This window comes from Mesorhizobium sp. M1027 (assembly GCF_040318745.1).
GTDB lineage: Bacteria > Pseudomonadota > Alphaproteobacteria > Rhizobiales > Rhizobiaceae > Mesorhizobium.
Genome location: NZ_JAMYMW010000003.1, coordinates 295,134 through 307,315, shown reverse-complemented (window position 1 = coordinate 307,315; position 12,182 = coordinate 295,134). Strand labels below are relative to the sequence as shown.

13 protein-coding genes are annotated in these 12,182 nt (G+C 64.5%); 3 read left to right on the top strand and 10 right to left on the bottom strand.

The annotated features are described in order from the left end of the window. Nucleotides 1-56: 56 nt before the first annotated feature. Both NKH50_RS08575 and NKH50_RS08570 read right to left on the bottom strand, forming a co-directional pair. Entirely contained in the window at nucleotides 57-1,079 is a 1,023-nt protein-coding gene (locus NKH50_RS08575) for a fatty acid desaturase (RefSeq protein ID WP_254816802.1), read from the bottom strand. A 125-nt stretch (nucleotides 1,080-1,204) separates the two neighbouring features. Then, complete coding sequence (locus tag NKH50_RS08570; RefSeq protein WP_254816803.1) at nucleotides 1,205-1,405, bottom strand: hypothetical protein; 201 nt, start codon at nucleotides 1,403-1,405, stop codon at nucleotides 1,205-1,207. Between the two features lie 240 nt (nucleotides 1,406-1,645). Between NKH50_RS08570 and grpE the strand changes: the two genes are divergently transcribed. After that, nucleotides 1,646-2,281 carry a nucleotide exchange factor GrpE gene (grpE, locus tag NKH50_RS08565; protein ID WP_352506612.1) on the top strand — a complete coding sequence of 212 codons (636 nt, stop codon included), beginning with the start codon at nucleotides 1,646-1,648 and terminating at the stop codon, nucleotides 2,279-2,281. Between the two features lie 100 nt (nucleotides 2,282-2,381). Here grpE and olsB read toward each other — a convergent pair whose 3' ends face one another. The 7 genes from olsB to NKH50_RS08530 all read right to left on the bottom strand — a co-directional run bounded on the left by olsB (nucleotide 2,382) and on the right by NKH50_RS08530 (nucleotide 9,825). Next, nucleotides 2,382-3,257: a l-ornithine N(alpha)-acyltransferase gene (gene olsB / locus NKH50_RS08560; RefSeq protein ID WP_023675251.1), complete on the bottom strand. Its 876-nt coding sequence runs from the start codon at nucleotides 3,255-3,257 to the stop codon at nucleotides 2,382-2,384. Nucleotides 3,258-3,406: 149 nt separating this feature from the next. Beyond that, entirely contained in the window at nucleotides 3,407-5,695 is a 2,289-nt protein-coding gene (locus NKH50_RS08555) for a hybrid sensor histidine kinase/response regulator (RefSeq protein WP_352877917.1), read from the bottom strand. 85 nt (nucleotides 5,696-5,780) lie between these two features. Beyond that, nucleotides 5,781-6,770, bottom strand: coding sequence for an acrylyl-CoA reductase (NADPH) (acuI, locus tag NKH50_RS08550; RefSeq protein ID WP_352506610.1), 990 nt, complete (start codon nucleotides 6,768-6,770; stop codon nucleotides 5,781-5,783). Nucleotides 6,771-6,821: 51 nt separating this feature from the next. Next, nucleotides 6,822-7,298 carry a signal peptidase II gene (gene lspA / locus NKH50_RS08545; RefSeq protein ID WP_352506692.1) on the bottom strand — a complete coding sequence of 159 codons (477 nt, stop codon included), beginning with the start codon at nucleotides 7,296-7,298 and terminating at the stop codon, nucleotides 6,822-6,824. Nucleotides 7,299-7,324: 26 nt separating this feature from the next. Then, a complete protein-coding gene (locus NKH50_RS08540; RefSeq protein ID WP_352476400.1) occupies nucleotides 7,325-8,188 on the bottom strand; it encodes a TrmH family RNA methyltransferase in 864 nt (287 codons plus the stop codon). Then, on the bottom strand, nucleotides 8,189-9,250 hold the full coding sequence (locus tag NKH50_RS08535; protein ID WP_352877913.1) for an RsmD family RNA methyltransferase: 1,062 nt from the start codon (nucleotides 9,248-9,250) through the stop codon (nucleotides 8,189-8,191). Nucleotides 9,251-9,339: 89 nt separating this feature from the next. After that, nucleotides 9,340-9,825, bottom strand: a complete 486-nt coding sequence (locus tag NKH50_RS08530) for an anthrone oxygenase family protein (protein WP_352877911.1) — start codon at nucleotides 9,823-9,825, stop codon at nucleotides 9,340-9,342. A 123-nt stretch (nucleotides 9,826-9,948) separates the two neighbouring features. Here NKH50_RS08530 and NKH50_RS08525 point away from each other — a divergent pair, with 123 nt between their 5' ends. Continuing rightward, nucleotides 9,949-10,632 carry a helix-turn-helix transcriptional regulator gene (locus NKH50_RS08525; RefSeq protein WP_352877909.1) on the top strand — a complete coding sequence of 228 codons (684 nt, stop codon included), beginning with the start codon at nucleotides 9,949-9,951 and terminating at the stop codon, nucleotides 10,630-10,632. 86 nt (nucleotides 10,633-10,718) lie between these two features. Beyond that, entirely contained in the window at nucleotides 10,719-11,087 is a 369-nt protein-coding gene (locus NKH50_RS08520) for a VOC family protein (protein WP_352506606.1), read from the top strand. A gap of 80 nt (nucleotides 11,088-11,167) precedes the next feature. Here NKH50_RS08520 and lhpI read toward each other — a convergent pair whose 3' ends face one another. Next, nucleotides 11,168-12,136, bottom strand: a complete 969-nt coding sequence (gene lhpI, locus NKH50_RS08515; RefSeq protein WP_352877907.1) for a bifunctional Delta(1)-pyrroline-2-carboxylate/Delta(1)-piperideine-2-carboxylate reductase — start codon at nucleotides 12,134-12,136, stop codon at nucleotides 11,168-11,170. Between the last annotated feature and the right edge of the window lie 46 nt (nucleotides 12,137-12,182).

Genomic DNA, 12,182 nt, shown 5'->3' with positions numbered 1-12,182 from the left:
AGAGCGCGTCGCATGAGGCTGGTCGAGCGCGACGCGCCTTAGGTGCGGCGGTGCGCCTACACGGCCATCCGCGCTTCGCGGAACGATACCAGCTTGCTGCGGGTCTCGTCCCACAGCGCCAGCTTGACGCAGCGCAGGCTGTCGAGGAGCGTGACGCGGCCGATCTCACGCAATTCCGGATAGTCCCTCAGCACTTCCGGAAGCCGGTAGCACGGCACCTTGGCCGAAAGGTGGTGCACGTGGTGGACGCCGATATTGCCGGTGATCCAGTTCAGCACCGGCGGCAGGTCGTAATAGGACGAACCGTGCAGGGCAGCGTGCTGGAATTCCCACTCTGAGTCCTTTGTCCACTCCGTCTCCTCGAACTGATGCTGGACATAGAACAGCCAGATGCCGGCCGATCCGGCGAGGATGACGATCGGCAGATGCACGACCAGAAACGCGCCGGGGCCAACGAACCAGATAAGCAGCGCGGCGATGACGGCGATGGCGAGGTTGGTCGACATCGACGACACCCAGGGGGTGAAACCGCCCCGCATCATGCCCAAGGGCAGTCTCTGCTCGAACATGAAAATCCATATCGGGCCAAGGCCGAACATCACCAGCGGATGGCGATAGAGGCGATAGGCGAGCCGGCCTCGCCACGACAGTTGCCGGTATTCAGCGACGGTCAGTGTCTTGATGTCGCCGGTGCCGCGCTCGTCGAGATTGCCTGCGCTGGCGTGATGGGTTGCGTGGGCGCGGCGCCAGCAATCGTAGGGCGTCAGCGTTAGCACGCCAAGCACACGGCCGATCCAGTCGTCGGCATAGCGATTGGCAAAGAAGGAGCCGTGACCGCAATCGTGCTGGATCATGAAGATCCGCACCAGAAAGCCGGCGGCCGGAAGGATGAGGACCAGACCCCACCAATGGCCATAGGCATAGGCGGCCGAGGACAATGCCCACAGCGTGGCGAAAGGGATGAGGGTGATGGCGAGTTCGACGGCGCTGCGACGCCTGTCGGGCTTTTTATAGCGCGACAGGATTTTCAACCAGGCGCGCTTGCTGTTTGCCACAGCTTCGGGGGAAATCATGTTCATCATGAAACATAGGCGGAGCAGGGCGCTGCCGCAAGACGGAGATCACGCAAAGTTACTGCGGGTAAATGTCGCGCGATGCGACGAATCCCGGCCACAGTCGCCGGGCGCGTCGCCGGCAACGGCGCCTACCGACGGCGCCCGCCTGCGACCATGTTGGTTTCGATGCCATCCAGGCGGTCGAGCAATTTCTTCAGGCGGTCGGGAATATCCGTCTCCGTGCGGAATGCCGGCAGGGTGCGCAGGAAGCGCTTGGTGGTCTCATTGCCGAGCTGGCGCCGGATATCGACGGCGAGCGCGTCGTGCTTTTCGCCATTGGTGCGGGACATCTTCCAAAATCCTGTGTCGGCTTCGAAACTCTTCCACAGGAGGAATGGTTCCCGCATTGTAGTAGCCTGGCAAGCAAAGCCGTCGGATACGGTAAAGTTTGAATTAAAATCGAAAAGTCTCCGCTGTTCGCCCTCAAGCCGTGGCCAGCGGCTGCAGTATCGCTTGCCCCTTGATTTTTGGCCGCCAAACCTCGATATCGGGCGCAAATCCACACCATTCGAAAATGACGGGAAACGGCGATGAGCGACCAGGCAAAAGACGAACGCGCGCCCGATGAAGCCGAGAAGACCGAGGCTGCCGCGGAGCCAAGGGAAGGCGGCGTCGACAGCGACTATGAAGCGCTTGTGCGGCTTCTGAAGGAAAACGAAGAGCTGAAGGATCGCGCGCTGCGCGTCGCGGCCGACATGGAGAATTTGCGCCGCCGCACCGCCCGCGACGTGCACGATGCGCGCGCCTATGCGGTTGCCAACTTTGCCCGCGACATGCTTTCGGTGTCAGACAATCTGCGCCGTGCTCTGGATGCCATCCCGGAGGAGGCCAAGGCTTCGGACGATGCCGGTTTCAAGGCGCTGATCGACGGCGTCGAGATCACCGAGCGCGCCATGCTGTCGGCGCTGGAACGTCACGGCGTGAAGAAGCTTGAGCCCGAGGGCGAGAAATTCGATCCGAATTTCCACCAGGCGATGTTCGAGGTGCCCAATCCCGACGTACCGGCCAACACAGTCGTGCAGGTCGTGCAGCCCGGCTATTCGATCGGCGAGCGTGTGCTGCGGCCGGCCATGGTCGGCGTCGCCAAGGGCGGCCCCAAGCATGTGGCGAGCGAAGCGCCGGTGGAGCCGGGGCCGGTGAATGAGCAGGCCGAGAAAGATGCGTAAGTTGGGGGAGTAGGGCAGTACGGGAGTAGGGAATACCGCTACGTCGGGTAAAATAGAGCAGAGCACTTGCCTACTCCGGCCGTTGCCTTCTCTCCCCTACTCAGGCAGCAAACCGCTGCGCTTCTCCGCCATAATAATTGACGTAGCGGGCACCGATCTCCTTGACCGGCATCACCACGAACACGTCGACCGTCGAGAATTCACGGTCGATGACGCAGCCGTCGCCGATGCGCGCGCCGACGCGCAGATAGCCCTTGACCAGCGGCGGCATCGCGGCGATCGCCGCCTTGGTGTTGACGGCCTCGATCGGCATCAGGTCCATGGAACAATAGCGCCCGGCGACGGCGCGCACGTCCCAGGATGAATTCGTCCGGCAGTGGTGGGCAAGATAGGTCAACGCCTCGGCATGTGCCGCCGGCACGGTGCCGTGGAACGACGCGCAGCCGGTCATCACGCCGATGCCGTAATGGTTGATATAGGCCCAGATGCCTTGCCACAGCGCCTCGATGGTGCGCTTCGAGCGGTATTCCGGCAGAACGCAGGAGCGGCCGAGCTCGAGGAACCGCTGGCCGGGATGCCGCGCGATCAGCTTGGTCAGCTCGAATTCGCCTTCGGAATAGAAGCCGCCGGCCGCTGCGGCAATCTCCTGCCGCAGCAGGCGGTAGGTGCCGACGATGCGGCGATGCTCGGGGCCGGAAAGCGAAGTATCGAACACAAGCAGATGATCGCAGAGGGGATCGAAGCGATCGGCATCGCGGCGGTCCTGCATCTGGAACAGGTCCTTCCTGGCACCAAGCTCGTCGTAGAACACCCGGTAGCGCACTTCCTGCGCGGCAGCGATCTCGGCCTCGTTGCGGGCGAGCCGCACTTCGAGATTGCCGATGCGGCCGAGCGATGCGCCTTTTATGACGGCATCGGCGTTCCGGCCGACGAGCAAAGGCCCGCTGGCGTTCGGCCGAGCATCACATTCCGGCATGACTGTATGCACGAGTGATTCTCCTTCGAGCCATCCCTCTTGGCACGGGGATACGGTGTAGGTGCAACAGGATTGTGACAGTACCGTGATACGGCTCTGCGGGCAATACTTCGTCGGCTGGGTAATCTATCAACCGTCTATGTTGTGCCTCAGGCGGCCACTTGCCCCTCGACGGCATGAACCAGGGCATCGGGGTCGAGCGGCTTGGTGACGAAGCCGCTGGCACCGTGAGCGAGCACGGCGTGGCGGGTCTTTTCCTGGCTGTCGGCCGACAGCACCATGATCGGCACCGGCGGCACCGCGGTCTCCTCCTCATGGCGGCGGATGGCGGCGATGGCGTCCAGGCCGTCCATGACAGGCATGTGCAAGTCCATCAGCACCACGTCGTAGCGGTGCTTGTGGCCGGTGCTGATGACCGCCTCGACCGCGGCCTTGCCGTTGCCGACCACTTTCACGCGATGCCCGGCCTTCAGCAGCGTGGCGCGGGCCAGCATGGCATTGATGTCGTTGTCCTCGGCGATCAGCACCGACAGGCCCTGCTGGCGGGCGCCAATGGCATGCCCCGCCTGCGCGCCGCGCCTTTGCAGTTGCGGCTCGGCGATGACCGGCGCGTGGCTGGTCAAAAGCACGCGCAGCAGTGTCTCGCCGCGCACCGGCCTCGCCAGGAAGGTGGCGTAACCATTGGCACGGAATTCGCCAAGCATGCCGCGGTCGGTCGGCGCGATCAGCGTCACTGCCTCGCACTCGGCAAATCCGCTCTGGCGCAGGCGCCTGAGCAGCCTGCCGTCGCTTTGCTCCATGGCAGCATCGATCAGCAGCACGTCACAGCCCTCGGCGAAAGCGGTGGCCTGGGCGGCGGCGGTGGCCAGATCGACCGTGCCGCCATTGGCGCGAATGGTGCGGGCGATGGCTTCGGCCTCGACCGGGTTCTTCGACACGATCACCGCATGCCGGCCCGACAGCGGGTTCTCGCGGATCTGCGGCGCCTCGACGGCGGAAATAGCGGGAATCTCGAAGACGAATTCAGATCCCTGGCCAAGGCGGCTCGACACAGAGATGGTGCCGCCCATGGCGGTCACCAGGCGCTTGGAAATGGCAAGACCGAGGCCGGCACCTCCATGCGCACGGGTCGAGGTGCCGTCAGCCTGTTCAAAGTCCTCGAAGATACGCTCCATGTCCTCCTCGCGCAGACCGGGGCCGGTGTCGGTGATGGTGAAGCGGATGCGGTCGGTGATTTCGGTGCGGACGCGGGCGATGCTTGCCAGGACGCCGCCGCTGTCGGTGAACTTGACGGCGTTGCCGATGAGGTTGAGCAGCACCTGCCTGACCCTGCCGGGGTCGGCGGTGATCAGCTGCGGCACGTCGGGTTCGACATGACAGCCGAGGCCGATATCCTTGGCAAAAGCCCGCGCCGCCAAAAGCTCGACGACATTGTCGGCGATCTCACGCACCGACATCGGCTGCGGTTCGGGATCGAAGCGGCCGGCCTCGATCTTGGAGTAGTCGAGCAGGTCCTCGATTAGCGCCAGCAGCGCGCTGGCCGAGGTCGAGATGGCGCCGACATAGGTCCGCTGCTCGGGCGAAAGGCTGGTGTCGGCGAGAAGCCGGGCCATGCCCATGATGCCGTTCATCGGCGTGCGGATCTCGTGGCTGACGGTAGCGAGGAAACGCGATTTGGCCTGGCTCGCATATTCGGCCCGCTCGCGGGCGGTGATCAGCGAGGATTCGGCGCGCTTGCGGGCGGTGATGTCGCGGGCGATGGCGCGATGCGAAACGGCGCCGCTGTCCTTGTCGCGCACCGACAGCTCGATCCAAGAGAACCAGCGTGGACCGTCCGGCGTGCGAATGGCGACGTCGGTGGAACTCAGGCATTCATGGTCGGAAAAGGCGGCGTCGGGGACGATGCCGACATCGATGCCTAGTTCGGCCAGGGCCTTGCCGGCAAGCTCGCGCTGGTCGGTTTCGACAAGGTCGGCGAAAACCTTGTTGGCGTAGACAATGTGGCCGTCGCGGTCGCGGTGGACGACGAGATCGCCGAGTGCATCGATCAGACCGCGAAAGCGCTCCTCGCTCTCCTGCATCTCCCACATGCGGTCGGCCAGCGTCTCGATTTCGGCGCGGCTGCGGGCGGTGGTGGCATCGAGCAGGGCCACTGCGCGGCGCTCGGTGCGCCTGTTGCGCAGATGCATGGCGAGCCCGGCCATGGCTGTCGCCAAAAGGCCGATGGTGATGAAGATCGGCGCTCCGGTCAAATGCGACAGGCCCGCCAGCACGACGATGGCGACCAGCGTCAGGAAGGACAGGCCTTCGCGGTTGGCGTCGGGCAATTCCGGCGCCAGCGGTGGCGCGGCGACAAGCTGCCGTGCTGGCGTATCGGGGGCCGTCCCGTCGGCCCGTTCGGCTGGTCCCGCCGCTCTGATGCCGGGTTCCGCAATCATACGGAACTCCTGCCAGACAGAGCTTATCGAAGGTTGTGATTGATCGTTCGAATTTTAGCGGTCGCGCTCTTTTTCCCCAAGAGGCTCACATGTCCACCACCACACGGCCGCGGATCTTGCCCTCGACGATGTCATGCGCGGCGCCGATGATGCCGTCGAAGCCGATGCTCGTCGACAGACTGGCAAGCTTTGCGTGATCGAGATCGGTGCCGATGCGGCGCCAGGCCTCGAGGCGGACCGCCTTGGGCGCCATCACCGAATCGATGCCGAGCAGCGAGACACCGCGAAGGATGAAGGGGGCGACGCTGGCCGGCAGGTCCATGCCGCCGGCGAGGCCGCAAGCGGCGACGGCGCCGCCATAGGAGGTCATCGACAGAACGTTGGCCAGCGTGTGGCTGCCGACGGCATCGACGCCGCCGGCCCAGCGTTCCTTGGCGAGCGGTTTTGCCGGCTGCGCAAGCTCGTCGCGTGAAATCACTTCCGCGGCGCCGAGGTCGATCAGATAGGGGCTTTCGGCAGCGCGGCCGGTCGAGGCAATGACGTGATAGCCGAGGCTGGACAGGATCGAGATCGCGACCGAGCCGACGCCACCGGCAGCGCCGGTCACCACCACCGGACCACGATCGGGCACGATGCCGTGGCGCTCCAGCGCGATGACGCAAAGCATGGCGGTGTAGCCGGCGGTGCCGATCGCCATCGCATCGTGCGGGCTCATTCCGTCCGGCAGCGGCACCAGCCAGTCGCCTTTGACACGGGCGCGCCCGGCAAAGGCGCCGAAATGCGTCTCGCCGACGCCCCAGCCGTTCAATATGACCTTGTCACCCTTGCGCCAGTCAGGATTGGAGGACGAGATGACTGTGCCGGCGAAATCGATGCCCGGCACCAGCGGCCAGCGGCGGATTACCGGCGCCTTGCCGGTAATTGCAAGGCCGTCCTTGTAGTTCACCGTCGTCGCCTCGACCGCGACGGTGACGTCGCCCTCCATCAGGTCTGCCTCTGTAAGCTCGGTCACCGCGACCGACTGGTTTTTCTCGGCGTCGCGCGAAACGAGGATGGCTTTGAAGGTTTCGGGCATGTTTTCTCCTCGGGCTTGCAGATCAGAATGTGCGGCGCCAGGCGAGTGAGGTCAATCGCTCGACATTCCGCGCCGCCAACCAATGAGCTCATCGAAGACGACCAGCACGGCACCAACGGAAATGAAGGCGTCGGCGAGGTTGAAGACGGCGAAGGACCAGACCGGCGTATGGAACAGGACATAGTCGATGACATGGCCGTAGATTGCGCGATCGATCAGGTTGCCGAGCGCGCCGCCAACGATCAGTGCGAAGCCGATGCGGGCAAGCAGGTGGCCGGGCGGCGTGCGGGCCGCAAGATAGAGCACGAAAGCGACCACCAGAACCGCGACGACCACCAGGCCGGTGTCGCCGAAGGACGAAAACAGCGAGAACGCGATGCCGGTGTTGTAGGTGCGGTACAGCGCCAGGAACGGCAGCAGGTCGAGCCGTTCCTGAAAGGCGAGGCCGGTTTCGACCAGGTATTTCAGCCACTGGTCGAGCGCTATCGCGGCGACGACCAGAAGAGCGTACGGCCTCCAGGACTTCATGGTTTGCAGTTTCACGGTTTGAGATGTCACGATCTGGCGTCCTCCGGGCCGAGCTTCAGCGCGTCGCGCCGGATCTCGAACAGCATGACGCCGGTGGCCACCGCAAGGTTGAGCGAATCGGCGCGGCCGGCCTGCGGTATCCGCAGCAGCTTGTCGCAGCTTGCGGCAAGCTCGTCAGGCAGGCCTTGCTGCTCGTTGCCCATCACCAAAAGCACCGGGCCTTTTGAAAAATCGACCGAGCGGTAGTCGACCGCACCCTTCAGATGAGTGCCGGCGACGAGGCCGGGAAAGCTCGTTCGCCAGGCGAGAAAAGCCTCGGGCGACGCCTTGGCGACGGGCACGGCGAAGATCGAGCCCATTGTGGCGCGCACCGTCTCGACCGAAAAGGGATCGGTGGTCTCGCCGACCAGGATGACGCCCCTGGCGCCGACAGCGTCGACCGTGCGGATGACGGTGCCGAGATTGCCGGGGTCGCGAACGCGGTCGAGTGCTACCCAGACATCGCTGTCCTCGACGCGGATGTCCTTCAGCGACAGCAATTTCTGCGAGAACACGCCGACGACCATTTGCGGATTGTCACGGCGGGTGATGGCGACCAGCACCTTTTCCGAGACTTCAAGTACCGTGCCGCCGGCGGCGACCGTGCGCGCCGCGACCTTTTCGACTGCCGCGTTGCCACGTCCGGCCTTGGCGAAGACCAATGTCCTGATCGACCAGCCGAGATCGAGCGCGTCGATGACCAGCTTCAGGCCTTCGGCCATGAAGGCATTCTGCTGGTCACGGAATTTCTTCAGCGCGAGCGCCTTGATGTCCTTGATCAGCGGGTTGGCGAGGCTGGTGACTTCCTTCACCTGCCCTGGCGCGCCTGCGTGCCGTTCGTACGCACTCATTCAGGCCACCCAGCGCGAGAACAGCGAGGTCGAAAGCGCCCGACCGGCAGATTTCTCGCGGATGATCAATTCGCCCGACTCGACCGTGCCGCCCATGCCGGCGAAGGTGTCGCGCATCAGGGCATGGATCGCGAAAAAAGAGGCGCGGATCGAATAGGCGGTCAGTACCACGGCGAGCGGCTTCGGCGTCAGGATCGCGCGGCAGATATCGGTCAGCGCCGGCAGGTCCTCGAACAACTGCCAGACCTCGCCTTTCGGTCCGCGGCCATAGGCGGGCGGGTCGAACAGGATGATGTCGTAGCGGCTGCCGCGGCGCTCCTCGCGTTCGGCGAATTTCACGGCATCGTCGACGATCCAGCGGATCGGCTTTTGCGACAGGCCCGCCATCTCCTGGTTTTCGCGTGCCCAGCCGATCGCCTTCTTGGAAGCATCGACATGGGTGACCTCGGCGCCGGCATGCGCCGCCACCAGGGAGGCAAGGCCGGTGTAACCGAACAGGTTCAGCACCTTCACCGGCCGTTTTGCCGCCGCGATCAGTCCGGCCATGTGGTCCCAGTGCGAGGCCTGCTCGGGAAAGACGCCGACATGGCGAAACGAAGTGAAGCGGCCGAGATACTCGATGCCGTCATGCTTCATCGGCCAGGTCTCGCCGAGCGGCGTCTTGGGGAAGCGCCAGCGGCCGATGCCTTCCTCGTCGGTATCGCCGGTGAAAATGGCGTCGGCGCGTTCCCAGTCCCTGGCCGCCAAAGCCTTTTGCCAGACCGCCTGGCCCTCCGGCCGAACGACGCGGTAGGGGCCGTATTGCTCGAGTTTTTCTCCGGCACCACTGTCTAGCAGCGCGTAGTCCTGATTGGGGCCGACTTCGAGGATCAGCGGCAAATGTTCGGCAGGCAGCGCGCCATCGCGGCGCGAGAGCATGCGCGGCGCGGCTTTTGGCTCGGACCGGTCTTGCGGTTTAGGCTCCGGACCGGCGGTTGGGCTGGCGTCGCGCCGCCGGACATGCTCCGCCCCGCCTTTTGCGGGCGGTCGGCTGTCGCGGCGTCTGTCGCGAAAAGGTTTCAAGAAGGCGCATCTCCGGACGGCGGCTTGGCAGCTTCTGCCACAGCACATTGACCGGCGCAACAAAAGGGCTGCCGACGTGCGCAACCGGATCAGCCGCGCCTGATCGACAGCAGGCCGATTGCGAGCGCTATGAAACCAACGGCCTTGAAGCCGGTGACGACCATATGGCCGGTTTCCCAGCGGCTCCGGATAGTTTCGAAATTGTCCGGGATCGGTCCAGGTACCCAAGTGGCCAGGACATCGTTTGCCGGTTTGACCAGCGCAAACCACGCCCCAAGCGCTATCAAGTAGAGCACGGTGGCGGCCAAGACCCACCAGAATGCCGGGCGATCGCTGCGCAGCATCCAGGCGAGGAGGCCCGGACAGACGATTGCCGCCAGGTCCAGCGGTGCGCCGACAATCGCGAAGAATTGGAACTGAGCGTTGAAGACAGTGGTTTCACGCCAGAGCGAAGGCGGCCATCTGGTCAGCCGCGGCAGCGATTCCAGCACATGGGCGAAGGACGGCCCAAGGCTAAGCGCCGCGACGATGGCGGTCAAAACCGACCAGAACAACAGAAAACCGCGTATATCCATAATGGCCAGACAACGGCGTCAGGGCGCAGACGTTCCGGTCGGCGATCGTCTTGCTTGCCGTCGAAAGGGCAGGCGCACTATTGTCCATCCAAATTGGACATCCATCAAACCGGGTTGCGATCCATGTCCCGCGCCGAACGCCTGCTCGACCTGATCCAGATCCTGCGCCGGCATCGCCGGCCGGTCAGCGGCCGCAGCCTCGCGGGCGAAATGAGTGTGTCGATCCGCACGCTCTATCGCGATATCGCCACGCTGCAGGGACAGGGTGCGCCGATCGAGGGTGAGGCGGGGCTGGGTTACGTGCTCAGGCCAGGTTTCATGCTGCCGCCCTTGATGTTCACCGATGAGGAGATCGAGGCGATCGTTCTCGGTTCGCGCTGGGTGGCCAAGCAGCCGGACTGGCGGCTTGCGAACGCCGCCACCGACGCGCTGGCCAAGATCGCGGCGGTGCTGCCGGACGATTTGCGCGAGGAACTCGATGCCTCGACGCTGCTGGTCGGGTCGCGCACCGAGGTCACAGAAGGCATCGATCTCGGCGTGGTGCGGCAGGCCATCCGCGAGGAGCGCAAGCTGAGCTTTGTCTATCGCGACGCCGGCGGCGCTGCCTCCGAGCGCACCGTCTGGCCGTTCGCACTCGGCTTCTTCGACAAGGTGCGCGTCGTCGCGGCCTGGTGCGAGATGCGCCAGGATTTCAGGCACTTTCGCGCCGATCGGATATCCGGCCTCAACGCCACCGAGATGGGCTATCCGCGCCGCCGTCAGGTGCTGCTCAAAGAATGGCGGGCGACGCTCGACACGCCAAGCTAAGACTGCTGCTCAGTTGAGACTGCTGCCAGAATCTGGCAGTGGCATACGCTATGCTCCTCCAGTCGAAACCATCTGGAGAGCAATTCATGACACCGCCCAATTTCGTCATCCTCTATGTCGACAAGCCCGAGCAAAGCGGCGCCTTCTACAGCGCGCTGCTTGGGCGGCAACCGGTCGAGACCTCGCCGACCTTCGTGCTGTTCGTGCTCGACAACGGCTTCAAGCTCGGCCTCTGGTCGCGTCACACCGTGGAGCCGGCCGCGGCGGCAGCGGGCGGCGGCGCCGAGATCGTCTTTGCGCTGGACACGCCGGGTGCCGTCGACGCCACCCATGCCGAGTGGGCCGGCCGCGGGCTGAAAATTCTGCAGACGCCGACCGACATGGATTTCGGCCGCACCTTCGTCGCGCTTGATCCCGACAGCCACCGGCTGCGGGTTTATTGGCAAAGGGAGTAGGGCAGTAGGGCAGTAGGGGAGTACGTGACAGGAAACATAGCTGGCGCGGCGCCGCACGATCAGTGCGGTTTCCTACTCCCCTACTCCCTTTCGCTTGCCCGATACACGGCAATGCCGGCGGCGAGGTCCTCGAGGGCTGCGCCGACCGACTTGAACAGCGTGATCTCGTCGTCGTTCTGCCGGCCTTTTTTCTGGCCGCGCGCCAGTTCATAAAGGTCGGCGACGATGGCTTCCGGCTTCAGAACGCCGGAGGCCAGCGGCTGGACGATATCGCCGGCTTCCTTGGTGGCGCCGGCGCGGGTGTCGACATAGACGCGGGCGCGTGCAATCGCGTCGTCGTCGCTTTCGCGCATCGCCGGCGTGAAGCCGCCGACGAGATCGACATGGGTGCCGGACTTCAAGAGTGCGCCCTTGATCAGTGGCATGGTGGTGATGGTCGCCGACGATACGATATCGGCCTTTCCGAGTTCGGCGTCGAGATCGCCTGCTGCTTCGGCCGCAAAACCCTCGGCACGCAATTTTGCCGCGACCTTTTCGGCATTCGACGACGTGCGGTTCCAGATGCGGATGTTCGTGATCGGACGCACCGCCGAATGCGCCTTTGCAAGGAATGGCGACAGCGCGCCGGCGCCAACCACCAGCAGCCGTGATGCATCCTCGCGGGCCAGATAGGAGGCAGCCAGCGCCGAGGCACAGGCCGTGCGCCACTGTGTCAGCCTCTGGCCATCGATCAAGGCCTGAGGCTCGCCTGTGGCGCCGTCGAGCAACAGGTAAAGCCCCATCACCGCGGGCTTGCCGACGGCATTGTTGTCAGGCGACACGGTGACGATCTTGACGCCGATATGGCCATCGGCCGAGGTGCCGGCTGCGTTGAAGTCGGTCCAGGCCGGCATCAAAAGCAGCGTCGAGGCGGCACCATCGGGCCGCTCGACAGTGTGATGGTGCCTGACCGGCTGCACGGCGCCATCGCGAAAGGCGGCGCGTAACGTCTCGACCAGCCCGGAAAAGGTCAGCGCGCGGTCGACCTCGGCGGCGGAAATGGTCAGCATGAAAGGCTCCGTGGAGAACTAGGCCGGTTGTGCCTCAGGCCCGAGC

Bases quoted from the DNA above. Each gene is read 5' to 3' on its own strand.
- NKH50_RS08575 (WP_254816802.1), bottom strand. From the start codon at position 1,079: ATGAACATGATTTCCCCCGAAGCTGTGGCAAACAGCAAGCGCGCCTGG.
- NKH50_RS08570 (WP_254816803.1), bottom strand. From the start codon at position 1,405: ATGTCCCGCACCAATGGCGAAAAGCACGACGCGCTCGCCGTCGATATC.
- grpE (WP_352506612.1), top strand. From the start codon at position 1,646: ATGAGCGACCAGGCAAAAGACGAACGCGCGCCCGATGAAGCCGAGAAG.
- olsB (WP_023675251.1), bottom strand. From the start codon at position 3,257: ATGCCGGAATGTGATGCTCGGCCGAACGCCAGCGGGCCTTTGCTCGTC.
- NKH50_RS08555 (WP_352877917.1), bottom strand. From the start codon at position 5,695: ATGATTGCGGAACCCGGCATCAGAGCGGCGGGACCAGCCGAACGGGCC.
- acuI (WP_352506610.1), bottom strand. From the start codon at position 6,770: ATGCCCGAAACCTTCAAAGCCATCCTCGTTTCGCGCGACGCCGAGAAA.
- lspA (WP_352506692.1), bottom strand. From the start codon at position 7,298: ATGAAGTCCTGGAGGCCGTACGCTCTTCTGGTCGTCGCCGCGATAGCG.
- NKH50_RS08540 (WP_352476400.1), bottom strand. From the start codon at position 8,188: ATGAGTGCGTACGAACGGCACGCAGGCGCGCCAGGGCAGGTGAAGGAA.
- NKH50_RS08530 (WP_352877911.1), bottom strand. From the start codon at position 9,825: ATGGATATACGCGGTTTTCTGTTGTTCTGGTCGGTTTTGACCGCCATC.
- NKH50_RS08525 (WP_352877909.1), top strand. From the start codon at position 9,949: ATGTCCCGCGCCGAACGCCTGCTCGACCTGATCCAGATCCTGCGCCGG.
- NKH50_RS08520 (WP_352506606.1), top strand. From the start codon at position 10,719: ATGACACCGCCCAATTTCGTCATCCTCTATGTCGACAAGCCCGAGCAA.
- lhpI (WP_352877907.1), bottom strand. From the start codon at position 12,136: ATGCTGACCATTTCCGCCGCCGAGGTCGACCGCGCGCTGACCTTTTCC.